This is a genomic window from Sporolactobacillus pectinivorans (assembly GCF_002802965.1).
Classification (GTDB): Bacteria; Bacillota; Bacilli; order Bacillales; family Sporolactobacillaceae; genus Sporolactobacillus; species Sporolactobacillus pectinivorans.
Genome location: NZ_NXGA01000001.1, coordinates 1,512,918 through 1,538,779 on the forward strand (window position 1 = coordinate 1,512,918; position 25,862 = coordinate 1,538,779).

The 25,862-nt window shown below is 48.5% G+C and carries 14 protein-coding genes and 2 pseudogenes; 8 read left to right on the plus strand and 8 right to left on the minus strand.

Features of this window, described 5'->3' with window-relative positions; all coding sequences use genetic code 11:
- Window positions 1–243: 243 nt before the first annotated feature.
- The 5 genes from alsS to COP04_RS07335 all read left to right on the plus strand — a co-directional run bounded on the left by alsS (window position 244) and on the right by COP04_RS07335 (window position 6,773).
- Complete coding sequence (alsS, locus tag COP04_RS07315; RefSeq protein ID WP_100487369.1) at window positions 244–1,935, plus strand: acetolactate synthase AlsS; 1,692 nt, start codon at window positions 244–246, stop codon at window positions 1,933–1,935.
- A gap of 203 nt (window positions 1,936–2,138) precedes the next feature.
- The gene (budA, locus tag COP04_RS07320; RefSeq protein WP_100487370.1) at window positions 2,139–2,864 is read left to right on the plus strand and encodes an acetolactate decarboxylase; all 726 of its coding nucleotides are present in this window, start codon (window positions 2,139–2,141) and stop codon (window positions 2,862–2,864) included.
- A 488-nt stretch (window positions 2,865–3,352) separates the two neighbouring features.
- On the plus strand, window positions 3,353–4,177 hold the full coding sequence (locus tag COP04_RS07325; RefSeq protein ID WP_157800226.1) for a class I SAM-dependent methyltransferase: 825 nt from the start codon (window positions 3,353–3,355) through the stop codon (window positions 4,175–4,177).
- Window positions 4,178–4,584: 407 nt separating this feature from the next.
- On the plus strand, window positions 4,585–5,565 hold the full coding sequence (locus COP04_RS07330) for a beta propeller repeat protein (protein WP_100487372.1): 981 nt from the start codon (window positions 4,585–4,587) through the stop codon (window positions 5,563–5,565).
- A gap of 59 nt (window positions 5,566–5,624) precedes the next feature.
- Complete coding sequence (locus COP04_RS07335) at window positions 5,625–6,773, plus strand: HAD family hydrolase (RefSeq protein WP_100487373.1); 1,149 nt, start codon at window positions 5,625–5,627, stop codon at window positions 6,771–6,773.
- A gap of 311 nt (window positions 6,774–7,084) precedes the next feature.
- Here the strand turns inward: COP04_RS07335 and serA are convergent.
- From serA to hisC, 3 genes and pseudogenes are all read right to left on the minus strand, one after another.
- Window positions 7,085–8,771: pseudogene (serA, locus tag COP04_RS07340) on the minus strand (phosphoglycerate dehydrogenase).
- Window positions 8,764–9,933, minus strand: coding sequence for a pyridoxal-phosphate-dependent aminotransferase family protein (locus COP04_RS07345; RefSeq protein WP_100487374.1), 1,170 nt, complete (start codon window positions 9,931–9,933; stop codon window positions 8,764–8,766). Before COP04_RS07345 ends, serA begins: the two are co-directional and overlap by 8 nt.
- A 376-nt stretch (window positions 9,934–10,309) precedes the next feature.
- A complete protein-coding gene (gene hisC / locus COP04_RS07350) occupies window positions 10,310–11,401 on the minus strand; it encodes a histidinol-phosphate transaminase (protein WP_193437399.1) in 1,092 nt (363 codons plus the stop codon).
- Between the two features lie 606 nt (window positions 11,402–12,007).
- Here hisC and COP04_RS07355 point away from each other — a divergent pair.
- Window positions 12,008–12,286: a chorismate mutase gene (locus COP04_RS07355; protein ID WP_100487375.1), complete on the plus strand. Its 279-nt coding sequence runs from the start codon at window positions 12,008–12,010 to the stop codon at window positions 12,284–12,286.
- Between the two features lie 151 nt (window positions 12,287–12,437).
- Window positions 12,438–13,283 (plus strand): MurR/RpiR family transcriptional regulator, encoded by an 846-nt coding sequence (locus COP04_RS07360; protein WP_100487376.1) that lies wholly within the window; start codon window positions 12,438–12,440, stop codon window positions 13,281–13,283.
- Between the two features lie 233 nt (window positions 13,284–13,516).
- On the opposite strand, the gene thrB is transcribed toward COP04_RS07360, so the two are convergent.
- From thrB to COP04_RS07385, 5 genes are all read right to left on the minus strand, one after another.
- The gene (gene thrB, locus COP04_RS07365; RefSeq protein ID WP_100487377.1) at window positions 13,517–14,440 is read right to left on the minus strand and encodes a homoserine kinase; all 924 of its coding nucleotides are present in this window, start codon (window positions 14,438–14,440) and stop codon (window positions 13,517–13,519) included.
- The gene (gene thrC / locus COP04_RS07370) at window positions 14,437–15,495 is read right to left on the minus strand and encodes a threonine synthase (protein ID WP_100487378.1); all 1,059 of its coding nucleotides are present in this window, start codon (window positions 15,493–15,495) and stop codon (window positions 14,437–14,439) included. Before thrC ends, thrB begins: the two co-directional genes overlap by 4 nt.
- 4 nt (window positions 15,496–15,499) lie before the next feature.
- Window positions 15,500–16,786, minus strand: coding sequence for a homoserine dehydrogenase (locus COP04_RS07375; protein ID WP_239984798.1), 1,287 nt, complete (start codon window positions 16,784–16,786; stop codon window positions 15,500–15,502).
- A gap of 282 nt (window positions 16,787–17,068) precedes the next feature.
- On the minus strand, window positions 17,069–17,644 hold the full coding sequence (locus tag COP04_RS07380; protein ID WP_100487380.1) for an SWIM zinc finger family protein: 576 nt from the start codon (window positions 17,642–17,644) through the stop codon (window positions 17,069–17,071).
- A 1-nt stretch (window position 17,645) separates the two neighbouring features.
- Window positions 17,646–20,720, minus strand: a complete 3,075-nt coding sequence (locus COP04_RS07385; RefSeq protein WP_100487381.1) for a DEAD/DEAH box helicase — start codon at window positions 20,718–20,720, stop codon at window positions 17,646–17,648.
- A 507-nt stretch (window positions 20,721–21,227) separates the two neighbouring features.
- Between COP04_RS07385 and COP04_RS07390 the strand changes: the two are divergent.
- Window positions 21,228–25,846: pseudogene (locus COP04_RS07390) on the plus strand (glutamate synthase-related protein).
- The last annotated feature ends 16 nt before the right edge of the window (window positions 25,847–25,862 follow it).

Here is a 25,862-nt window from a genome sequence, read left to right on the forward strand (position 1 = left end):
TAAATTATATTTGTTTACATTTTCAAATTCAATTAATATCTATTCTGTATTACATGGCACTCAATAATATATTTCACACTGATGAAACGGTGTTGTAAACTGAATACAACAACAGAACTGAATGACATCAGCGCCTGGATGTACCGCCGAATGTTGGAAAAAAACTTTTCCGGAGAACGTTTTCAGTATGGCCGGTGAATTCCAGTCCTGCTTTTATCGATAAATTCAAAAGGAGTGAAAAAAATGAGTCGTATTGAGAAAGAACCAGAAGAAAAGGTGCTCTCGACCGGTGCGGAACTCGTTGTCGACTGTCTGATCAAACAGGGAGTGAAATACATTTTTGGAATCCCTGGTGCAAAAATTGATGCAATATATGATGTGCTGAAGGATCGCGGACCGCAGCTGATTGTTTGTCGGCACGAGCAGAACGCGGCTTTTATGGCAGCGGCAGTGGGGAGGATAACATGTAAGCCTGGCGTTGTTCTCGTAACCTCAGGTCCGGGTGCTTCAAACCTGGCGACCGGAATGGCCACGGCTAATGTCGAGAATGACCCTATCGTTGCGCTTGCCGGTGCGGTACCGCGCGCCGACAGGCTCAAGCGGACCCACCAGTCAATGGATAATGCGGCACTTTTTCAGCCGATTACGAAATTCAGCGCAGAAGTCGTGGATCCGAAAAACGTTGCGGAAGTAGTGACCAATGCCTTCCGGGCTGCAGAGTCCACGCAAGCCGGTGCAGCCATTGTCAGCTTCCCGCAGGATGTGCTGGTTTCAAAGACGGAAGTAAATGCGCTTGGACCGCTGGAAAGCCCGAAACTGGGCACAGCATCCGAAGAGGCAATTGGCGAAGCAGTCGAAGCGCTGCAACATGCGAAAATGCCTGTGATTCTGGCCGGCATGCGTGCCAACCGCTTCTCAGTCGTCTCGGCAGTACGTTCGCTGCTCAGAAAAATTTCATTCCCGGTCGTGGAAACATTTCAGGCAGCCGGACTGATTCCGCGCGATATGGAGGAACATTTCTTCGGTCGCATCGGCTTGTTCCGCAATCAGCCGGGTGATCTTGTTCTTGAACAGGCGGACGTGATCCTGACCATCGGCTATGACGCCGTCGAGTACGATCCAAAATTCTGGAATAAAAACGGGCAACGCAAAATTATCCATCTCGACGAAGTCCGAGCCGATATTGATCACTACTATCAGCCTTCAATCGAGCTGGTTGGAGACATTGAGGCGACGGTCAATCGGATCAAAGAAAAGCTTGCCGGCCTGAACATCGCACCGGAAAAACTTAATTTTCTGGATCAGATGAGAAAAAGGCTGGACGCCCGCGACGAACCGCCGAAAGAAACAAAAGGGAATCTGGTTCATCCACTCAGCCTGATCCATACCTTGCGGCACCTGTTGAGTGACGATACAACGGTGACTTGCGATGTTGGCTCACACTACATTTGGATGGCCCGTCATTTCCGCTCTTACGAACCAAAAACATTGCTTTTCAGCAACGGTATGCAAACATTAGGTGTCGCATTGCCGTGGGCGATGGCTGCAAGTCTCGTGCATCATCATGCGAAAACTGTTTCAATGTCCGGTGACGGCGGTTTTCTTTTCTCAGCGATGGAGCTTGAGACAGCTGTCCGTCTGAAACTGCCGATCGTGCACATTGTCTGGCGTGACGGCACTTACGATATGGTTGGTTTCCAGCAGAAACTAAAATATAATCGGACTTCCGGCGTCGATTTTGGGAAAATTGATATTGTAAAATATGCGGAAGCATTCGGAGCCAAAGGATTGCGCGTCAATCAGCCGGATCAGCTTGAGTCTGTACTGCGTGAAGCTATGGCAGTAAATGACGGACCGGTGATCATTGACGTGCCTGTCGATTACAGTGACAACGTTGAACTCGGCAAGAGCCTGATTCCGAACCAGCTGAACTGATCGTGCTGTTTAACCGAATCGCGAGTCGCACTGAATGCCGAAAAAAATAACTGAAAAACGGCAGTCGATCCGAAACAGAAAAAAGTCGGTTCGAGTCATGAGAAGGCCGAACCGAATGACTGGTATCGAATCGAAATGAGATAAAGAATAATCGTTGCCTAGCAGCGTGAGCGATTTTTTATTCAGGAGGGAGATTTACATCAATGACATATGAAGCACGTAAGGATACGGGAGCCGTTTTTCAGCTTTCAACAATGACTTCGCTTCTGGCAGGCGTCTATAACGGTGCAATGAACTTTGACCAGATAAAGGAGCATGGTGATTTTGGCATCGGAACATTCGATCATCTTGACGGTGAGATGATCGGCTTTGATAATCAATTTTATCGGCTTCGCAGTGATGGAACCGCCACACCGCTGAAAAGTGAAGATCTAACACCGTTTTGTTCACTGACTTATTTTTATCCTCAAATTGAAAAGACTTTTACAGCGCCGATTGACAAAGCATCGTTTGAAAAAGAGCTGCACAAACTGGTGCCAAGTGATAATCTTTTCTACGCTTACCGGATTGACGGTATTTTCAAGGAAGTCAGCACACGGACAGTAGCCTATCAGGAAAAACCGGTCCCGATGACCGAAGCTGTGAAAACGCAGCCCATTTTCCATTTTGAAAACAAAAAGGGAACTATTGTTGGATTCTGGACGCCTGCTTTTGCCCAAGGTATTGCAGTCGCCGGATTCCACTTCCATTTTATTGATGAGGAACTGACGGGTGGCGGCCATGTACTTGATTATGTGCTCGACCACGGCACATTGCAGATAGACAAAAAAACACATCAGAGTCTGTATACACCGGAAACCGAATCATTTCTGAAAGCGGATCTGTCCCGCGGTGATCTTGAAAAAGAAATTAAGGTCACTGAAGGCTGATTCTAAAAGCAGCTATAACTTTAAACTTAATTATAGTAAAAAAGCAGCTCCGGCATTGATCCGGACGCTGCTTTTTGTTTTCTAGGAAATTTTAAAAAATAGACCCGTTGAGTTCCGATAAAACTGTCTGAATTCCGATAAAACTGTCTGAGTTCTGATATATTTTCTTATGGGGAAAAAGAGGTTAAAAATATGGAAATGGCACTTGTTACAGGAGTATTTAAAGGGCTTGGATATGAGATTAGTAAGGCTTTGATTGAGCAAGGTATGGAGATTGTAGGTTTGTCCCAAATGTTTTAGAAGGATGATGACAGCATCGTGTAAGTTCATCTTTGAAAAGTGGTCATGAAAGACTCGGCTGAAAGGTATTGTATGTTAAAATAATGAAGTGGTTCATGGCGCTTCTTTACCATTGAATGCTGGGTGAATGCTGAGAAATGCTGAGCTGAAACAGGCGGAGACGGGACGCTGCGGATGAAAAAAAGCAGGTGTTGCGGCTGACTCTGAAGAAAATGGGTGATTCGGTGAAAAATACTCTTCATTTTCGTGAACTGTTTGATGGAACAGCTTATTATTATTTAAAATACCGAGGGCAGTACAGCAGGCAGTTAATTCAACTTGTTGCCGGGATATGCGGGCTTGATGGAAAGGGGAGGCTGCTTGATCTCGGATGCGGAACAGGTAAGCTAACTTTTCCAATGGCAGATTACTTTGAGGAAGCAGTGGGCATTGATATCAGTTTGGATATGCTTCAGTCAGCGCAAAGCCAGACGGAACTTCTTGGTGCAAAAAAAATGAAGTGGTTCCGGATGTCGTCCGAAGAAATTAAGCCTGAATTGGGATCTTTCCGGCTGATTACATCCGGTGATGCCTTTCACTGGATGGATCGCGAGAAAGTGCTGCCTCTGTGCTACGATCGTCTTATCCCAGGTGGAGCCATTGCTCTCGTCGGACAGGGGCACATGCTCGGCGATCGGTCACTACCGTGGCAGAAAGCTGTTCAGAGCGTGATTGACAAATTTTTTGATCACTCGGCTGACGAGGCTAAGAATTTTGGCGCTCCACATGAAAAGTTGATCGAGCGATCGTCATTTAAAGAAATGAAAATCGGAAAAATTCATTCGGTCAGAAAACGGGATATCCAATCCATCATCGGCTATCTCTATTCAACATCGACATGTAACAAGGTTCTGCTTGGCGACCGGTCACTACAGTTTGAGCGTGACTTGCATGATGCTCTGAGATCGGTGAGCGCCTCCGGTGAATTCGAAGAGCCGGTAACCGATTACTACATTATTGCTTTTAAAAAGTGATGCTTTTCATCGGGCTGATCAGTGGAAAATAGTTAGTTCTTATCGCATCCTCGCAGCAGCTTTTTTCAAGTGTGCCTTAAAATGAAGAACAGACTGGCAGTGGCTGGTCTTTTTTTACACTTTAACAAGTGTAGAAGTTTAAAGGATTAAAGCTAAGTAGCCGAACTGATGTCGGATCTTCGACTAAGAATGTGCACGTCCTTGTGGCATGTTCGGCATTAGGACATCCTCGGCCGTCACAGCCGCGGCTCCGCGCCAGGGGTTTGGCTTTACTGGCTTTACAGTTTTCTTTACGGACTTGATAAGCAGAGATATCGTTAAACTTATAATCTTGTATCCGTCTTGCAAACGGTTAAAATGAATAAAGTACAGGATGCAGGAGAATTCGGAAGCGGAGTTGTCTTACAATGAAAAACAACGGAAACAAAAAAGATAACGTGCCCCAAGAAAAGAATGAGAACAGTTCGGACAAGAAAAGTTTTCAGCTGGTTTTCTGGCTGCTTGCGGCAAAAATCGGTTTTATCCTTATTCTGGCCGGTCTCGCATTCTGGTTGATCTATTCAGTGCACTCGTCTGCGAGCAGAGATCAGGCGGCCGTCCGTTTTGGCAAAGTACACGGCAGCGGTTTCACTGAGTCGGGTGACAGACTGTGGATTGCTTCAAATTCCGGAATTATTTCCTATCATAATGGAAGCTGGAAAAAGGAAGCAATGACAAACAGGTCTGCCGGCACTCAAAACCTACCGGTAAAAGACGGTTATCTCCAGATCAGCGAAAATGGAATGGCTGCTGAGAGAAGCTACGACGGACATCTGATCCGTTCCATTCCTTTTTCAAAAAAGTTTGCCGGGGGATTATGGGGAACTGATGATTCCGCGCAAACGTTTTACAATTTGAAGTCAGATGTTGGGAAACTGTTGCTGAGCTACTCAACTGATGGGGGTAAAAACTGGAGCAGCGATGACCTCAAAGGGATAAAAGGCAAAATTCTGATGCTGGCGGTGCATCCGGAAAAGGCAGACACTTTTGCCATCGCCACAACAAAGGGACTGTTTGTGACTCAGGACGGCGGGGCACATTTTCAAAGTTACCTCAATGGAAAATCGGTCAGCAGTGTTTCATTCGCCGGCGGTTCGGATGTATCGCTTCTGGCGGGAACGTACGGAAACGATACAGCTCTCTACAATATTTTGCCGGCGCATCAAAAAACCATTAATCTTGAAATGGATACAGTCGAAGGCGACAGGCTTGTTCAGATTTCTCAAAGCCTGGTGAATAAACAGGAGGCAGCCGTTCTGACAGAAAGCGGGGATGTCTATCTGACCCGAAACGGTGGACAGAACTGGGTTATCATCGCACAAAAAGGGCGGGGTCTGTCCGGGGCGTGACAGTCAGGAAGGCCGCTCTTATGTTAAACTGATAAAAATGGCGAGGGGGCGGTGAAGTAATGTTAAAAACGATTTTATTTGATGTGGACGGCGTTTTTCTCAGTGAAGAGCGCTACTTCGATGCGTCGGCGCTCACTGTTCGGGAACTGCTGATGAGCAAAAATTATCTGGGTCTGGGTGAGGATAGAGACTTCAGAACCGAGTACAGCGATCGAGAAATTGCCGATATCCGTGCGAAAGTTTTCCTTAACGACCAGGTGCTTAATTTCATGAAATCGCGTGGAATGAATGCCAATTGGGACATGATCTATGTCACTTTTTCCGTTCAGCTGATTCATCTTGTTTCGCAGTTGCCTGATCGTGTGAGGCATGAGGCAGTGGTATGGCTGCAAAAACCAATCGGCAGGGAGGCGATGAATCAGTTCAGAAATTGGTTTCAGATGTATCCGGTCAAACCTGATTTTGACCGTTTCCTGACTGATTTTTCCGAAACGGATGCTACCCGCCAGGGGCTGATTCTCTATCTGAATGATCTGGCCGAACAACGTTTGGGCATTCAAACCGATGTTTTTCGTCCGAAAAGCACGCTTTGGCATATTGGTGAACATGCGTCACAGGAATGGTACATCGGGGATGAAAATGTTTTTGCTTCAACAGGAATTCCCTCAGCGCAAACTGGGAAAGCTGGCTTTATGAATGAGGAAGTCACACTGGCTGATCCGGGACTGATTAGGGAAATGTTCCGGACACTGACAGGAAGAGGTGCAGACATCGGGATTGCGACGGGGCGGCCGCACCTTGAGACATATAGGCCTTTTGGCTATCTGCGCTGGCTCGAACTGCTCGATGAAAACCATATTGCGACGGCGGATGAAGTGCTGGCTGCGGAAAAGAAATATGACGCGGCACCGCTGGCAAAACCGCACCCGTTTACTTATCTGCTTTCCTACCATGGTAAAAACAGCGATGTTCGACGCTGGACCACGCGGGAACCGGAAAAACTGCCTAATGGAAATGAAACGCTGATCGTCGGGGATTCTCTGGCCGACTTGCTCTGCGCCCGGCAGATCGGCTGCCGGTTTGCCGGGGTCCTTACAGGGCTTTCGGGGAAGAAGGCGCGCGAAGAGCTGGAAGCAAACGGTGCAGACTTTATTCTGGATTCAGTTGCTGACATCAGGGATTTGGCGCTTAAATTGATGGAAAAATAATGGAAACAATCTGTGAGCCTATTTGCCGGAAGTCGAGCCCAATTGGTCGAAACTTGAACCGAATCGCAAAAAAGTCGGATGAATAGAGTGGAACTCGAACCAAATCGGGCCAAACTTGAGCTAAAACACAAAAAATCAGAACCGGATCGCGAAAAAGCGAAACCGAAAATCTAAAGCAGGCCCGAATCATTAAGAATGCACCGATTCTTAAGTTGCATTGAATAGGTCAATAGCCAAACATTCGAAAAAAAGACATCCCCGTGGTTTGCACAGAGATGTCTTTTTCATATTCGCAATGTTTCATTGTTTGATCAATTTTCCCCATCCGGCACGTCAATCTCGACGAACTGGATATCGTGGAGATCCTGAATGGCAAGGATCTCTTGCCGGACAATCTCGGGGACAGGTTTGTCAACGGTGAGAATCATGACCGCTTTGCCGCCGACTGCCTGACGCCCGACGTACATACTGCCAATGTTGATCTGTCCTTTGCCAAGCATTGTACCAACGTTGCCGATGATGCCCGGAACGTCGACATGACTGATGTAAAGTAGATATTTTTCAGGTTCCATGTCGAGCCGATAGCCATTAATTGAAACGATGCGGCCGCCGAAGCCAGGTAGATAGGTGCAGGCGATGGCTGCGGTGTCGTCACCATGGGCAATCTCAAGCTCAATAAAATTTGTAAATCCTTTGTGTGCGGCATTTTTCTGCACACTGTATGAAAGACTGTGCGCCTTTAAAACTTGCATAACATTCACAATATTGATTGAAGATTCCAGATAAAATGAGAGCAGTGCCTTAATCATCTGGCGTGTCAGAAGGCCGGTGTCTTCGAGAAATAATTCGCCGTAATAATTAATTTTAATCTTTTTCGGCGCTTTTTTGAAAATTTGCATCAGCAATTCCGCCATCTGCTCACTTAAAGTGAGATACGGCTTGATTTTCTGTTGCACGGTAGCCGAGATATGCGGCAAGTTAAGCGCATGCTGCACACTGCCCGATTCGAAGATGCCAACAATCTCTTCGCTGACTGATTGGGCAACCTTTTCCTGCGCTTCGGCTGTTGAAGCACCGAGGTGGGGCGTGACGATGATGCGTGGGTTTTGTGTCAGTCCCGCGTTTTCCGGCGGCTCATGCTCGAACACATCTATGGCCGCTCCGGCCACGTGTCCGCTGTTAACGGCATCGACCAATGCCTGTTCATCAATGATTCCGCCGCGCGCGCAGTTAATCAGACGGGCCCCTTTTTTTGTCCGGGCAAGATAATCGGCATCGATCAATCCGCGAGTTTCTGCAGTCAGCGGCGTATGGACGGTGATAAAATCTGCCTGTGCGGCAATGTCATCAAGACTCGCTTTGATAATGCCCAGCTTTTTAGCTCTGTCTTCCGTTAGAAACGGATCATAGCCAAGGATATTCATCTCGAAACCCTTGGCGCGTTTGGCTACTTCTGTTCCGATCCGGCCCATACCGACAACGCCCAGCGTTTTCTGATAGAGCTCAACGCCCTTATAGAGCTTCCTGTCCCATCGGCCGGCGGTCAGAGAGCCGTAAGCCTGCGGAATATTGCGTGCGAGAGCCAGCATCATCGCCATCGTGTGCTCAGTTGCCGCGATTGTATTTCCTGCAGGAGCGTTAATGACGATCACACCTNTGCGTGCGAGGCATCATCGCCATCGTGTGCTCAGTTGCCGCGATTGTATTTCCTGCAGGAGCGTTAATGACGATCACACCTTTTTCCGTCGCGGCATCGATATCGATATTGTCGACGCCCACCCCGGCCCGGGCAATCACTTTCAAATGATCGGCGGCCTGGACGATTTCACGCGTTACTTTTGTCTGGCTGCGCACGATCAGAGCGTCATAGTCTTTAATTTTATCAATGAGTTCTGCCGGGGTCAGTCCCGTTGCCTGCTCAACATCAAATTTCGGATTGCTGAGCAGTGCGCGAAGGCCGGTTTCACTAATTGCATCGGTAACAATAATTTTAAACATGCTGGATCCAAACCTCCTCCGCCTTTTTCACTGCAGCTCCAAGTTCCGGATGTTCACCGAATTTAGCGAGTGTCAATTCGAGAGCGCTGAGCACTTTAAGCACGTCAAAAGGGGTGCAGTAACCCATATGGCCGATCCGGAAAATCTTCCCTTTCAGCTGCTTTTGCCCCCCGGCAATCGTAATGGAGAAATTTCTTTTTAAAGTTTTCTGAATTTCTGGAGCGGATATGTTCTCCGGTTTTACCGCCGTGACGGTCGGTGAGGCATCCTCTTCGCTAGTCAGAAGCGGAAGGCCGAGTTCACGGATGCCGGCACGCATCATATCTCTTAATAAATAATGACGCTTAATTACGTTGTCCCAGCCTTCCTCTTCAATCATCGAGCAGACTTCGCGCGCTCCGGCGATCAGAGAGACTGCCGGGGTGAAGGGTGTTGACTTCTGCTCCTCATAGGCTTTGACGTAGCGGTTAAGATCAAGATAGAAACGTTTTGCCGGGCATTCGCGGATCGCCTTCAGCCCGCGGTCGCTAAAAGCAACGAAGGCCAGGCCGGGCGGGAGCATCAGCGCTTTTTGAGAGCTTGTAACCAGTATGTCGATGTGATCCGCTTCCATGTCCACCGGTACACCGCCAATGCAGCTGACACCGTCGACAACAAAAAGTGCATTTGTTTTCCGGGCAACAACTTCGCCGAGCGCGTGGATCGGGTTCAGGACGCCGGTCGATGTTTCGTTAAAAGTTGCGAATACAGCTTTGATCGCTGTGCCTGCCAGTCCGTCAAGAAAAGACTCAAGCCGGTCAGGGGCGCAAGACTTCCCCCATTCGATATTCAGGCGGTGAACATTCACGCCATAGTGTTCGGCAATGGTTGCCAGCCGGTCGCCGAAAGAACCGGCGACAATAACAACCGCGTCGTCGCCTTCGGATACAGTGTTGACGATGGCCGCTTCCAAAGCTGAAGTGCCGCTGCTGGTCAGCGCAAGGACGGGGTGCCGGGTGCCAAAAACAGGTTTGAGTCGATTGGCAACATCCTCAATCAATACAGAGAAGTCCGGGCTCCGGTGACCGATCATCGGCTGAGCCATTGCTGCGTTCACCCGGTTTGGAATAGGCGTTGGACCGGGAGTAAACAAATAAGTCTGATCTAGAAACAATTGAATCATCCCTTCTGTTTTTCTATATTGGTAAAATAAAAACGCCCCTCGCAGTATGTAAAACATGCTGCGAGGGGCGTGGAAATCGCTGTGCCACCCTCATTCACTGCCCGCAAACCATGGGCAGCCTTCATCAAAGTCATAACGGTCTAAGCCGGATCCGCCTACTTTAGATGTTCAGCCGATCTGTTCCGAAGTGCTAAGGTTCATGGGTAAAGCACCGACTCTCAGCGAATGCCGGTTCTCTGAAGCTTGTTCCCAAAAACCTGTTGTCTTCATCATGACATTTTTTATTGTGTTCAAATTGTATCAGCAATTGCGAATTTTGTAAAGAAAAATATTTTAATATTTTCTGACATAAACAATGAACACCGTTTCATCTGGATCAGAGACTGGGTTCGGCAGAAGTTTCAGAAATAGCCTCTTCAAGCACCTTCAGTAGTTCCTTCATATCGTCCATTTTTCCGATCGTGATACGGACGCCGGCCTGAAAAGCGTTAATCAGAAATCCTTTCTGTTTGCATTTTTCTGCTACGGTTTTTGGATTATCTGTTTTCACAAAAATAAAATTGGCCTGCGTTGGGAAGTATGAAATATTTTTTGAATCAAGGAAAGCGGTCGTCATAGCCAGCACTTCACTGTTTTTCTGGACGCAGGCTTTCACAAATTCCTGATCCTGCAGTGCGGCGTATGCGGCGACCTGACTGAGTCTCGGATTGTTAAAGGGCGGCCTGACTTTGTCGATTTCATCGATCAGCCGCCGCTGCCCGACAGCATAGCCGATTCGGAAGGAAGCCAGACCGTAAGATTTCGAGAAAGTTCGAAGCACGAGCATATTGGGATGATTTTTCAGCAAGTCAAGCGAGCGGGGAAAGTCAGTGGCACTAACAAAATCGATATAGGCTTCATCAAGCACGATAACAACGTCATCGGGGATTTTTTCGACAAATCCGGCCAGTTCTGAATCATTGACGTAAGTCCCGGTCGGATTGTTCGGATTGCAGATCCAGATAATTTTTGTTGACGGATCAACAGCCTGCGACATGGCTTTCAGATCATGCTTGCCATCTTTGTCGCACGGGACTTTTTTTGTTTCTGCTCCTTCAATCTGGGCGTGACAGTAATACTCGTAAAAAGTCGGCCAGGCCATGACAATATTGTCTCCCGCCTCCAGAAAAGCACGGCTGATCAGCACGATTATTTCATCGAGACCGAGGCCGAACAGGAGCTCTTCTTCAGCTACCCCGAGCCTTTTTGAGAGGTCGCGGCGCAGATCACTGTCGCGACAGTCCGGATAAAGGGCAGGCAGAAGTGCAGCATTGACGATCGCTTTGGATACGTTTGGCGACGCGCCGTATACATTTTCATTCGAATCGAGCTTAACGATACGATTAAGGCCATAAGTTTTCCTTATCTCTTCAACTGAGAGACCCGGATCGTAGGCTCTGAGATGGGCTAGATTTTCTTTAAACATCATCCAAAACACTCCTTTGACTGGTTGGATCATAATGGTACGGCCCTCAGAGAGGCATGGAGCCGGCTTTCAGAAAGCAAGACTGAAAAACACGGCAAGGATCCTGCCATAGCGGCGCTGAACCTATGCTTATGTTTTAACATATGTCGCAACAAGAAAAAGGCCCTGCCTCAGCAGGACGTCTTTTGTGCTTGGCACCATTCAAATTGCGATTGCGGCTATCCGCTGCTCTGGCCGGGTTCCTCTCTTCCAATATGCGAACTTGCCACGTCTGGGAGGATGCCGGGGTTCTGATGGATTTTAGGAGACAGCAAACGACTTCCGCAGAACCGACAAGGACTGTCTTTCAAGACTTGCCCGGTACCTGACCGACCGCCATGATATTGGACGGCAGGACAGAATCCTGCGTTCAATCTTTTATCACTGATCAATTCCATAAAACTGATTCAATTTAAACATGTAGCATTTAAAATGTAAAGCCCAAATTCTTCTAGCATAAGCTAAAATAATCAGTATACGGTGCATTTTCTGGAGGAAAATTTTTTTTTTGCAATTAATAAAGTCTGAAGAGACAGTATCAGGCGATTAGAGAAGGAACGGTGATCGACGATGACAGATCAGAAACTAAAGGAATTGCGACGGCAAATTGACCGCACAGATATGGAACTGGTTACATTACTGAATCAGCGTGCCCGAATCGTCCAGAAAATCGGGGAAGAAAAAAGAAAGTTTGGAATTGATCAACTGGATCCCGACCGGGAAAAAAACGTTCTGGCCGGGATCAAAGCTGCGAATAAGGGGCCGTTCCCGACTGACGAGCTGATTTTTCTGTTCCGCCAGTTGTTCAGAATCAGTATCGAAATAGAGAAAAACGATCATAGAGAATAACGGTTCAATCTCTTGCCATGTCTTGGTCTCTCTATGCTCCGGGGAACCCGGTTAAGTTTTCTTTAATAAAAGGAAACGGTTACAGAAAATTATTTTCAAATGTAAGCGTTTGATGTACAATGAAAATATTAGGAAGGGGAGGGATTCATTTATGGCAGAACGTCAATGCATGATTCGTATCCAGTCAGCCTATTCGCATCTGAGTGAGAAGGAGCGAAAAATTGCCGATTATATTTTAAGTTATCCGGAAGAGACCGTTCACAGCAGCATCAATCAAGTCTCCGCGCGTATCAGGGTGGCCGACGCGACAGTATTTCGGTTTTGCAGGCGGCTGGAGTTCAAAGGTTTTCAGGAAATGAAAATTATTCTGGCGGCGGATATCGCAAAAAACCGCCACATGGAGCTGGAAGAAAACAAATATCGGGATGATGAAATAATGGGCCTGGCAGAACGTGTTTTTCAGGACAACATCCGTACTTTGGAGAACACATTCCAGATTCTGAGCAGTGATCCATTTAAAAAGGCGGTTGAACTTTTGAGCCGCTCGGAGCGTGTCGCCTTTTTCGGCAGCAGCGGGTCATCGACCATTGCTCAGGAAGCTCATCGGAAATTTGTGCGTGCCGGCATGATGACTTACGCGCCGAGTGACGGCGAATTCCAGATGCTGTCAGCTTCTCAACTGACCGGCCGCGACACAGCCCTATTTATTTCTTATTCTGCCAGCGATAAGCATCTGTTGCAAGTAGCTAAAGCGGCTAAAGCTGCAGGGTGCCCGACGATTGGTCTGACAGGATTTATGAAGTCGGGACTGGGCGACCTGATGGATATTTCCCTGCACACAGTTTCGGTGCCAACGGATTATCGATCTGAGTCTTATGTTGCCAGGGCCGCACAAATGACGTTGATCGATGCCCTTTACGCGAATGTCGTGAAAAGAAAACAGCAGGTCGTTCAGAGACCCGGGCATCCAATGGACCGCGTGGCGGCGCACCGTTGATCTTTTACTGCAAAATAATGAAAACGATTGCAAGGCATCATCCAGTCTGGTTATTGCGAATGTATCACAAGATAAAGGACATACAGCGCAGCGAAAAGAACAGCGAAAAAGCAAATAAAACCCCAGCCGATTTTTACTCTTTTCATCAACAAAGCCTCCTCATGTGCCTTATTTTCGGTAAATGAAGAGGCTTTTATGTGCTCTGAAATTAATTCTGTGAATTGTCTCATTGGTTAGTTAGATCCATGCCAGGTCGGGGAAGAAATATGAGCCTGAACGCCCTGAGCGACCGGACTGAGCACAGCACATTCATAATCAGGAAATGCTTTCTGAAGACGGTTTCTGATCTCCATGCTGTCTTCCCTTGAAGCCAGTGACATAACTGTTGGGCCGGCACCGCTCAGAAAAGTCCCATAGGCGCCGGAGTTCCTGGCCAAATCAGAGATCTTGTCCAGATCGGGGATCAGTTTAGTCCGATATGGCTGGTGAAAACGGTCACTTTCCATCATCTTTCCGGCCAGTTCGCCATCATGGCTGAGCAGCGCGCAGATCAGAACATTGGCAATGCTGCTGCCTTCGATCGCTTCACGGAAAGAAAGCGAAGTAGGGAGGACGCTCCGGGCATCACTGGTCTTTAGCTCAAAATCCGGAATCACCGTTACAAAATCAAAATCCGGAACGGGCAGCCGCACACTGCTGACTCCAGACGTTGACTGGGAGGAAACGACCAGGCCGCCGTAAAGAGAGGCGGTCACATTATCCGGGTGACCTTCGGATCGGCAGGCCATCCAGGCTTTTTCGCTTTCTGAAAGTCCGAGACCGAGCGAAAAATCAGCCAGCTCAATGCCTGCGATAATCGCGGCAGCGCTGCTTCCAAGTCCGCGTGCAATCGGAATATCGCTGTGCACGTCGACCGAATAAGGGGACAACGAAACGCAGCAGCTATCGGCCGTTTGCTTTGCTGTTAGATAGATCAGATTCTCATCTAGTGCGGGCTGAAAATCGGGTTGATCCATATAATTGAATTGCCAGTGATCCGAGCGGGCAGCATTCAGAACGATGTAGCGGCTGACCGCCATACCGATCGAATCGAAACCCGGACCGAGATTGGCAGTACTTCCCGGAACTTTGATCTGAAAGGCCGACGGAACGGTCATTTTGCCACCTGCTGAAGATGATCAACGACTGCAGATTTTGCTGAGCTGATCACCGTCGGTTCGATGGAAAGAGTGTCCATTGCGGTCGCCGGATCCTTGAGCCCGTTTCCCGTCAGTATGCATACAATTTTGGATCCTTTTTTAATTTTCCCGGCTTTAATGTGTTTGAAAAGACCGGCAATTGAAGCGCAGGAGGCAGGTTCGGCAAAGACTCCTTCCGTCCGGGCGATCAGCTTATACGCTTCAAGGATTTGCTCATCCGTGACATAATCAATTTCACCGTGAGACTCTTTTTCTGCTGCTACGGCCAGTTTCCAGCTTGCCGGGTTGCCGATGCGAATTGCTGTAGCGATCGTTTCCGGATTTTCAATGACTTTATTCTTTGCGATCGCAGCGGCGCCCTCGGCCTCGAATCCGTGAATTTCAGGAGGAGCGACACGCCGGTTGTCCCGCAATTCTTTGAAACCTTTCCAGTAAGCCGAAATATTGCCGGCATTGCCGACGGGAATGCAAAGCACATCCGGTGCCGAACCAAGCTGTTCGACGATCTCGTAAGCACCTGTTTTCTGGCCCTCAAGGCGGTAAGGATTGATTGAATTGACGATCGTGTAATCGGAATTTGCGCCTGTATAACGCACAATATCCAGGGCCTGGTCAAAATTTCCATTGACTTCGAAAATTTTGGCACCGTACATGACAGACTGTGCGAGTTTGCCGAGTGCGATTTTCCCTTTTGGAATGACGATGATGCAGTCGAGCCCGGCGCGGGCGCTGTACGCTGCTGCAGAAGCAGAAGTGTTTCCTGTGGATGCGCAGATGACACCCTTGCTGCCGCTTTCCATAGCTTTTGCAACGGCAAGGAACATGCCGCGGTCTTTAAAGCTTCCTGTAGGATTCAGCCCCTCAAATTTGACGTAAATATCACATTCCAGCTTTTCGGAAAGCTTATCCAGCGGAATCAGCGGCGTATTGCCTTCGAGTAAAGTCAGACGCGGTGTTTTCTCCGTAACTGGCAAAACATCCTTATATTTTTCCATGAGACCTTTCCAAACCATCATTTTATCCCCTTTCAACTCTGAAATATTTGGCATTCAGGACAACATCAAGTTTTTTCATGATTTCAAAAGATTGCTCAAAAAGAATTTTATTTGTACGGTGGGTAATGATTGAAACTTCTGCAGCGTCCTGGCCGGTAATCGGTTCCTGATACAGTTTCTCCAGGCTGATCCCTTGTTCCTTAAACAAATCGGTGAGCCTGGAAAATGAGCCCGGTTCATCTTTGATGTGAAGCCTGACAAAAAACTGGCTTTCTACAAGATTGTCCTTACGGGCATGCATTTCCCTTTTAGGCAGGAAGATATGATTTCCAGTCACGCCCAGCGCCATGTTCCTGATGACTGAAAGCAGGTCCGACATCACCGAAACCGCAGTGGGTCCTTCCCCTGCGCCCGGGCCGTAGTACATGGTTTCACCAAGTGCTGTACCATATACATAGATGGCATTGTTCTCATTCTCAACTGAGGCAAGCGGATGCCCACCGGGGAGAAGGGTCGGTTCGACGCGAACATCGATGGCTCCATTGTTGACTTCAGAGATGCCCACTAGCTTGATCGTGTAGCCAAGTTTACCTGCATAAATAATGTCTTCCCGGGTGACATCCGTAATCCCCGTGATTTTTACATCGTCCAGTGTCACCGGAATGGAGTAGGCTAGATGGCTGAGAATGACCATTTTTCTGGCGGCGTCCAATCCTTCAACATCAGATGTCGGATCAGCTTCGGCAAAGCCAAGTGCCTGAGCCGAGGACAGGGCTTTTTCATAAGACAGGCCTTCCTGGCTCATTTTACTCAGAATGTAATTCGTTGTTCCGTTCACAATACCGATCATTTTCTGAATGCGGTCGGCGGCCAAACTATCTGTGAGCGTCCGCAGAATCGGGATGCCTCCGGCGACGCTGGCTTCGTAGTAAAGATCGCATTGATTTTTTTTTGCCTCCAAAAGCAGCTCATCGCCATAGGAAGCCATCAGATCCTTGTTTGCCGTAATTACATTTTTCCTGTTCTGCAGCGCGCGAAGTATATAACGATAAGCCTGGTCGATGCCGCCGATCAATTCAACAATAATATCAATTTCAGGATCATCAAGAATTTCGGCAACATTAGTCGTTAGCTTGCGGCTGTCAATCAAAACTTTCCTCGGCCTGTTTTTGTTCCGGACCAGTACTTTCTTTAACTGTATCCTGCATCCGGTCCTGGCTTCCAGCCTCTCTCTTTCTTTGGTCAGCAGGCGGACTACTCCGGTTCCGACTGTTCCGAAGCCCAGCAAGCCGATGGACACCTTCTCCAATCCCATCACTCCCAGTCAATCAATAATCAAAAAAATACAAGCACCGACCTGAAAAAAGATCCATGACCTGCATTTTTCAATTTTTTCAGTCAGTGCGAAAAATTCGAATCTCTATATGTATCTGACATTATAACCCGAACAAAGAGCGACAACAAGGCTGCATTTGTCTGTAAACAAGCTTTAAACCAAGAAAAATGGGATAGGTTTATTGTAAAAAATAATTTAGCACACTGTCGTACTGCAAAAACGAATGAATGAGAGGGATTTCAGCAAAATTTAAAGTTACTCTGATGTCTTGTGGCCGTACCTATCCATGACGAGCGATGAAATGCGGCTCATCTGATCGTGAAAGTCAGGGCGCAGGTGGAGTTTGGCAGCATCAAAATTTTCAAAAGTCGGGGAAATATTTTCAACTTCTGCCCTGAATTTTGCAAGCAGCCGCCGGTATGCAGCATCATCATAATCCGGTGTTACAGGCGAGAGGGAAGATCTCCGTGAACGGAATTTTTTGTCGAGATCATTGATTCTATAAATCATTGCCGCCGCGACATGTGCGCAGGGTCTGGGTCCGTATCCGCAGGTGCAGCGGGTGCTCAGCCCTTTTGCAGGATCCGGGAGACGAAATTCGGGATCGCCCGGGTGCTCCATACCGTTTTTCCAGTTTATTTCCACTTCATAGAAAGACGACTGCCGATCTTCCACACTGGCGTGGATAGCGCCGCCGGACGCATGATAATCCCAGACACGTCCATTTCGGCACAAGAACAGGCCCCTCTCAAAACGTAATGTTTCCATCGTTTCGGCAAACTTTGTCAGCCAGTCAGCCAGTGCCGGACTGTGGACATACAGCGTGCTCATCTCATATCACCCCTTCACGCAGTTTGATTAAATCGAAAATTTCCTGATCGCTCATTTCAGTCAGCCATCCGTCCCCTTGCCCAAGTATCTGTCTCTGCAGTTTCTTTTTACGCTCAATCAATAGATCGATTCGCTCCTCAAGCGTGCCTCCACAGATCAGCTTGAACACATGGATATTCCGGTCCTGGCCGATCCGGTATGCTCTGTCGGTTGCCTGTTCTTCGACTGCCGGATTCCACCAGCGGTCATAATGGAACACGTAGCCTGCAGCCGTCAGATTGATCCCTACACCGCCTGCCTTCAGGGAAAGTACAAACAGCGTCTTTCGTTTGCCGCCGGTCTGGAATCGCTGGATCAGGTTTTCGCGCTGCTCGGCAGACAGACCGCCGTGCAGAAAGAATACGTCGGCATCCGGATAACGTTTCGTGGTCTCCTGAAGAAGCAGCCTTCCCATCTGAATATATTGCGTGAATACGAGCACTTTTTCATTTTGGCTAAAAAGAGGATCAAGCAGGCTGAAAAAGAGATCCATTTTTCCAGAAGTTTTCTTGTCGCCTTGCTCGCCCAGCATAAGGGCAGGGTGATCACAGACTTGTTTCAGCTTAGTCAGCGCGGAGAGGATCATGCCCTTGCGCTTAATGCCTGTAGATGCGGCTACGTTTTGCGCCAGACGATTGACCACAGTCTGATACAATGAGGCCTGATCCTTGCTGAGAAAACACGTTTTTTTCGTTTCAAATTTATCCGGCAGGTCGCGGATGATCCGTTTATCCGTTTTTTCACGGCGCAGGATGAACGGCTGAATGATCTTTGTCAGTTCCCCCGTCTTGGATCGGCTGTTTTTTTTCTCAACCGGGCCGATAAATTGCTTGCGGAACCGCTCCAGAGAGCCGAGATAGCCAGGGTTCAGGAAATCCATGATTGACCACAGCTCTTCCAGTCTGTTCTCGATCGGTGTTCCGGTCAGCACCAGACGATGGGCAGTGCTGATTTTCCGCATGGCGCGCGTCTTCTGGGCATGCGGGTTTTTGATGGCCTGCGCTTCGTCCAGAATGACGCTTTTCCAGTAAATCTGCTTCAGCATTTCCGCTTCTTTTGTAAAAATCGCATAGCTTGTGATCATGACATTTGAGTGTTTGAGGCGCGTTTTTAAATCGTCCCCATGCAGCCTTGAACTGCCATGATGGATATAGATATCAAGTTCCGGTGAAAAAGTGTGGAACTCATGTTTCCAGTTAGCGACAAGCGAAGTCGGGCAGATCACGAGTGCCGGCCCTGAAACCAGACGATCCGGTAAGGGGTCATCGGGAAGTGCTTTGCAGTAGTCCAGATAGGCAATAGCCTGGACTGTTTTTCCAAGTCCCATATCATCGGCGAGACAGCCGCCGACCCGCTGGCGGCGCAGGTTTGCGAGCCATGTAAATCCCTTTTTCTGATAAGGGCGGAGCTGACCGTTAAAGCCGGCAGGCACCGGTATGATCTTTGATGGTTTTTTTAATATGTTATCCAGGTAATCATCCAGTTCCTGCTCCAAGTGCACTTTAACAATGCCGTTTTTCTTTTTCCGGGTCAGCGCATCGAGCCGCAGGGCGCCGGCAACGCTTGGCTTACGGTCGAAAAGATCCATGACTCCTCCCATTTCCGCAAGGGCTTTGACCATCCGTTTCATGGGTAGATGAATCCATTTTCCTCCGTGCCGGATAAAAGATTGGTTTTCCTGAACCAGATGCCTGAATTCAGTAGCGCTCAGCTGGATATCTCCGACGGCGATACGCCAGTCATAGTTGATCAACGAAGACAGACTGAAAAGCGATCCATGATTCTCGGCTTCAGGCTTGATGTCAAGATCAATCGCAACCTGGTCGGCGCCCTCTTTCACGTCCAGATCATCCGGCAATGACAGTATGACGGAGGCTGATTCAAGAATACTTTTTGACTGAAAAAGATCAGAGAGCTCTTCTGAAGTCATCAACCTACGGGGGCTGACTTTAAGCAAACTCAAAATATGATCCGGCACTTGTCCGATCAGCCGGTTAATCCTGTTTTCCAGCCAGCTGCTCCGGCCAAGCGGCGAACTGCTCTGCAATTTTTCAAGTGACCATTCCATCCGTTTAGCGTCCTGCCAGCCCTGAATGACGGTTTCATATTCCCAGACAGCATCCGCTGAAAAGGGATCGTCCGGATCGGCGGGATCGAGAATGATTTTTACTTGTTCAGGTGAAAAAAGCTGTTCCATTTGAGCTTTTCTGAAAGCCAGAAGCGCATTCGTCCATGCCCGGGGGCTTCGGGAGGAAACAGGATGAATCCACCCCGCTGTTTCCATTTCAAGCTGAGCCACTCTTTTTATGGTTAATGGATCACTGAGTGTAAGCCATGGTTTTTCAGAAAAGTTAAAGGGAGTGCCTGTTTCAAGAATGTGTGCACCGGCGTTGGCATCTTCTGCAAAACCTTTCTGGCCGGATTCCGGCTGCGGAACGACGGATAAAGCGGTATCGCGGACAAGTGCATTCGTCCAGAAAATAATCAATAAATAAAGCCATTGCCTGACCTTCTCATCCTGGAGGTCGGAAATCGCGAACGACAGATGCGGCAGAGAACCAAGCCATTCGGCGAACAGACCGCTTTTGGTTAAAAGTTGTGCATCAGGCATCCATTCACAAAAGTAGCAGTGCTCATGATTACCCTGTTCGAGATGGTAAAAATAGGGATAAAAGTGCCCGCCCTTCAGCAGACATTCCAGTGCGTGGGCAATTCTGCCGAACCATTGAAAAGTTCTGCCTGGAACGATGCCATCGTCTGCTGCGTTCAGCACTTCGTCATGCATCATCTGAAAGACACTGCTCATGGTCATCAGTGCACCCGAAACCGTGTAGTTCCGCTCATCGCCGGAGAACAGTGCCGGCGAAATATAAAAACGGTAAGGAGACTGGTCGCTTAACCAGGAGGGGACCTGTTCCCCGCCCGTGGCTGTCTCTGGAAAAGGCAGATTATTTCCCTTTTCATCGGTCAGCCAGATATAGAAATTCCACCCTTTTTCTATATGTGGCACGAATGTAATCTGCAAATAGCGGTTCATCAGGAAAATCTCCTTTTTAAGCAAGACAGTCAATCGAAGTGGGCAGCGGCATGCCGATCTGCCGGTAAACCACGCCTTTGTAGGCAGCTTCAATTATCCGTTCAAAATAATTCTATCCTCTAAGTGTACCATATCGCAGATGACAATGAAATGGATGCCACCGCACTGTGAGCAGGCCGGCTGACACACTGTCTACAGCAGTCATGATTGGTGGATGCAATACTTCCAGACTTACTTTTTCCGCTTTTTCTGATAAGATGGTGGTTAGCATTTCAGGAGAGAAGAAGGAGCTGATCAAATAGAGATTTTTTAAACGGCAGGAGAAAAATATTGCGGTAAGGTTAATTTATTCTAAATTATATATTGAAAAAATTGATAAAAAAAGTGTAAAATAGAATTACCAAACTTTTCGGAAAAAGAGTAGAGAAATAAAGAGGATATTTTCTGAAAAGTGGCACAGATAAATGATGTGTGAATGTGGAGAGACAGAAGGAAGGATGACCGTTTATGAATACAAAGAAAGAGACGAGAAATCACATTTCGGATGGTCTGTATCGTCCGGAATTTGAACACGATTCCTGTGGGATAGGACTATACGCGGATATCAAAGGGCGCGCATCCAATGATGTCGTTAAGACTGCGCTTGAAATGCTGGCAAGGCTGGATCATCGGGCCGGCAAAGCAGCCGATGGAAAAACGGGAGACGGCGCGGGCATTCTTGTCCAGGTTCCGGATCAGTTTTTTCAATCAGTATGCAATTTTCCTCTTCCTGCCGCCGGACATTACGGTGTCGGCATGTTTTTCATGCCTCAGGATCGTTCCAGCAGACTGGTTGCAATTGGAAAGATCAAAGCCTGTATCGCTGCGCGAAATTTGCGTCTATACGGCGAGCGGGACGTGCCGGTCGAAGAAAACGAAATCAGCCGGCTAGCGCGGAGTAAAGCGCCGTTTATGTATCAGATGTTTATCGGAACGGCTGGCCATGATTCGGGTCACGCGCTGGATATTGAACTGTATTTTCTAAGAAAGGCTATCGAAGCAAAGCTTAAAAACGAAGTTTATGTTGCGAGCCTGTCCAGTCAGACTCTTGTCTATAAAGGTATGCTGCGGGCGAAAGAGGTGTCCGCTTTCTATACGGATCTTCAGGATGAGCGTTTTGTTTCGGCACTCGCTTTAGTGCATTCCCGCTACAGCACGAATACGTTTCCAAGTTGGCAGCGGGCGCATCCTAACCGTATGATCGTTCACAATGGTGAAATCAATACGATCCGCGGCAACATGAGCTGGTTCAATGCCAAGGCAAAACGGCTGGAAGGGGGCCGGATGCCCCAGATTATTGATCCTGACGGCAGTGATTCAGCAATTTTCGACAACGTGCTGGAATTTCTCACTTATCATGGCTATTCGCTGCCGCATGCTGTGATGATGATGGTTCCCGAACCCTGGGAAAACCAGTCTGAAATTCCGGACTACCTTCATGACTTTTATGAATTCCACAGCAGAATCATGGAACCTTGGGACGGCCCGATGGCGCTCGGTTTCTGCAACGGGAAACAGATCGGGGCAATTCTGGATCGCAACGGTCTTCGTCCTGCCCGCTATTATATTACGAATGATGACAAGGTGGTCTTTTCTTCGGAAGTCGGCGTTGCGGATCTGGACGCATCCAATATCCGTGAACGCTGCCATTTGAGACCCGGCCAGCTTTTGCTTATTGATACTGAGCAGGGCAGAATTGTTCCAAGCGATGAACTGAAGAAAGAAATCTGTCAATCCGAAAGCTATCGAGAGATACTGAAGGACTCTGTGATAAAAATAAAAGACAAACCGGTTGAGTCTGAAAAGGCGTCGGACACCGTCCGCCTTTATCAGCAGAAAGTTCAGGGCTATACCTATGAAGATCTGGTCAAGACCATTCAGCCGATGGCGGAAACAGGCAAAGAACCAACCGGATCAATGGGGAACGATACGCCTCTTGCTGTGCTTTCTAATAAATCCCAGGTGCTTTTTGACTATTTCAAACAATGGTTTTCTCAGGTTACAAACCCGCCGATTGATGCAATTCGTGAAGCATGGGTTATGTCGAAAATTACGTGGCTTGGCCCGCAGGTCAGTTTGCTTGATCCGATCAGCCATGTTCCAACACAGATACACCTGAGTCAGCCGGTTCTGGATCGGAAAACATTTCTGTCCATTCAGCGGCAAGGTTTGAAAACAGCCACCGTTCAGACTCTTTTTTCAGCGAAAAAAAGAAAAGGCGTCTTGTCTGAAGCACTGGAACAGTTGATCCTCAAAACGGATCAGCAGATCCATGACGGGGCTTCACTTATTCTACTTTCCGACCGGGCCGCTGATGAAAAAAAAGTACCAATTCCGTCACTCCTTGCCATCAGTGCGATTCATCATCATCTCATTGATCAGGGGACCCGCACGCTGGTCAGCCTGATTGTTGATTCCGGTGAACCGCATGACAGCCATCAGGTGGCGCTGCTTCTCGGTTACGGTGCCGACGCAGTCCACCCTTATCTGGCTCTGGAATCTGTCAGCGAACTGAAAGAAACCGGGCATCTTAACGTGTCCGAGGAGGAAGCAGAGCAGAATTACATCAAGGCGCTTGTCGGCGGCATTGTAAAAATTATGTCCAAAGTGGGTATTTCCTCGATTCAAAGCTATCGCGGTGCGCAGACTTTTGAAGCACTGGGGCTTTCCGATGAATTGATTGCCAAGTATTTCAAGGGGACGGTTTCACAGATCGGCGGCATCGGGCTGAATGAAATCGCGGAAGAGTCATTGCGGCGTCACCGGCGCGCAACTGAAGAACTGCTTCTTGGTGACTTGAAAACACTTGACACCGGCAGCACATTGCAGTGGCGGCAGGGGGGCGAGCAGCATAAGATTGAACCTCTGATTGTGCATATGCTGCAGCAGGCCGCACGCAGTAATGATTACAAATTGTATAAAGACTATGCCAAAATGGTCGATGATGCGCCATTTTCAACGATTCGCAGCCTGCTAACCTTTGAAAGAGACCGCAAGCCTGTTCCACTGGATGAAGTTGAACCTGTGGAAAGTATACTTAAACGGTTTAAGACAGGAGCTATGTCTTACGGATCAATCAGCAAAGAAGCCCATGAGGCGCTGGCTATTGCAATGAACCGGATCGGCGGGAAAAGCAACAGCGGTGAAGGCGGCGAGGACCCGGACCGCTTTGTCCGTGATGAGAACGGCGACTGGCGCCGCAGTGCGATCAAGCAAGTGGCGTCCGCCCGATTCGGCGTTACCANGTGATGAGAACGTGGCGCCGCAGTGCGATCAAGCAAGTGGCGTCCGCCCGATTCGGCGTTACCAGTTATTACCTTTCCGAAGCCACGGAGCTTCAGATTAAAATGGCTCAGGGAGCAAAGCCTGGCGAAGGCGGCATGCTGCCTTCGGGAAAAGTTTATCCGTGGATTGCTCATACGCGCCGTGCCACGACCGGGGTCACACTGATTTCACCGCCGCCGCATCACGATATTTATTCCATTGAAGATCTTGCCCAATTGATTTATGATTTGAAATCAAGCAATCCTAAGGCGCGGATCAGCGTGAAACTGGTTGCCAAGGGCGGGGTTGGAACAATTGCAGCCGGCGTCGCCAAGGGAAAAGCAGATGTCATTCTGATCAGCGGACATGACGGCGGGACGGGCGCAGCCTCAAAGACGAGCATCAAGCATGCCGGCCTGCCTTGGGAACTGGGCCTTGCCGAAGCGCACCAGACGCTGATGAAGAACGGGTTGCGCGACCGCGTCAGACTCGAGACGGATGGCAAACTGATGACCGGTCGCGATGTTCTGATCGCTGCATGCCTTGGCGCTGAAGAATTTGGTTTTGCAACGGCACCTCTGGTTGTCCTCGGCTGCCTGATGATGCGGGCTTGCCATCTGGACTCGTGCCCGGTCGGCATCGCGACACAGAATCCTGAGTTACGCAAACATTTTAGCGGAAGCCCGGATTACATTGTTAATTTTATGACTTTTATTGCCCGGGATATTCGTGAGCAGCTGGCTAATCTTGGCTACCGCACACTTGAAGAAGTTGTCGGCGAAGCGCATCTTCTGCGGATTAAGAAAGAAGTGCACAGTCACTGGAAGGCAAAATATCTTGATTTGTCCGATCTGCTCTATCAGGCGGAAAGTGATGTTTCCAAGCGTCATTTTGCCCGTGCTCAGGATCACCATCTTGAAAAGCGTTTTGATGAACGCAACCTAATTTCGACGTGCCTGCCGACGATTGAGAACAAACGACCGGTGCACCTGTCTTACAAATTGAAGAATTCCGACCGGACCGTTGGCACAACACTCGGGTATGTCATTTCGAAATCGACCGGTGGACGCGGTTTGCCGGAAGACACAATAAACCTTTCATTTACAGGAAGTGCCGGACAGAGTTTTGCTTCATTTATCCCGAGGGGCGTTACGATGGTTTTGACTGGAGATGCCAACGACTATGTCGGCAAGGGGCTGTCCGGGGGCAAAGTGATTATTAAGTCTGAAGAAGTTGTTGGCGTTTCGACAGATTCTCAGGCAATGATGGGCAACGTGGCTTTCTTTGGTGCATCTGAGGGCGAGGCCTATATCCGTGGAACTGCCGGTGGCCGTTTCTGCGTCCGTAACAGCGGGGCAAACGCAATTGTCGAAGGGGTCGGCGAGAACGGCTGTGAATATATGACCGGCGGCAGAGTCGTTATTCTCGGCCCGATCGGCCGGAATTTTGCAGCTGGCATGTCCGGCGGGATAGCTTATATCCTTCCGGAGGGCCCGATCGGCCCGGTGCTTGCCCATATTAATAAGGAATTGGTCAATATTGAAAAGCTGACCGATAAAAGAGAAATGGAAGCAGTTTATAGCCTGATTCAGCATCATCTGGACTATACCGGCAGTCCGAAGGCAAAGCAGACCCTTGAAAACTGGGAGGAGTCAGCCGGGCGCATGATCAAGATTATTCCGCGCGACTATGAGGCGATGCTGTTACAGATCGGACACTATGAAGCTCAGGGTCTGAGCGAGGAACAGGCTAAAGAGGAAGCTTTCTATCTGAAAAAGCAGGGCAAACTGGCTGTTCCGACATCGGACTATCAGCCGGTATGATGTTGCAGGTTTCGGA

Bases quoted from the DNA above. Each gene is read 5' to 3' on its own strand.
- alsS (WP_100487369.1), top strand. From the start codon at position 244: ATGAGTCGTATTGAGAAAGAACCAGAAGAAAAGGTGCTCTCGACCGGT.
- budA (WP_100487370.1), top strand. From the start codon at position 2,139: ATGACATATGAAGCACGTAAGGATACGGGAGCCGTTTTTCAGCTTTCA.
- COP04_RS07330 (WP_100487372.1), top strand. From the start codon at position 4,585: ATGAAAAACAACGGAAACAAAAAAGATAACGTGCCCCAAGAAAAGAAT.
- COP04_RS07335 (WP_100487373.1), top strand. From the start codon at position 5,625: ATGTTAAAAACGATTTTATTTGATGTGGACGGCGTTTTTCTCAGTGAA.
- COP04_RS07345 (WP_100487374.1), bottom strand. From the start codon at position 9,933: ATGATTCAATTGTTTCTAGATCAGACTTATTTGTTTACTCCCGGTCCA.
- hisC (WP_193437399.1), bottom strand. From the start codon at position 11,401: ATGATGTTTAAAGAAAATCTAGCCCATCTCAGAGCCTACGATCCGGGT.
- COP04_RS07355 (WP_100487375.1), top strand. From the start codon at position 12,008: ATGACAGATCAGAAACTAAAGGAATTGCGACGGCAAATTGACCGCACA.
- COP04_RS07360 (WP_100487376.1), top strand. From the start codon at position 12,438: ATGGCAGAACGTCAATGCATGATTCGTATCCAGTCAGCCTATTCGCAT.
- thrB (WP_100487377.1), bottom strand. From the start codon at position 14,440: ATGACCGTTCCGTCGGCCTTTCAGATCAAAGTTCCGGGAAGTACTGCC.
- thrC (WP_100487378.1), bottom strand. From the start codon at position 15,495: ATGGTTTGGAAAGGTCTCATGGAAAAATATAAGGATGTTTTGCCAGTT.
- COP04_RS07380 (WP_100487380.1), bottom strand. From the start codon at position 17,644: ATGAGCACGCTGTATGTCCACAGTCCGGCACTGGCTGACTGGCTGACA.
- COP04_RS07385 (WP_100487381.1), bottom strand. From the start codon at position 20,720: ATGAACCGCTATTTGCAGATTACATTCGTGCCACATATAGAAAAAGGG.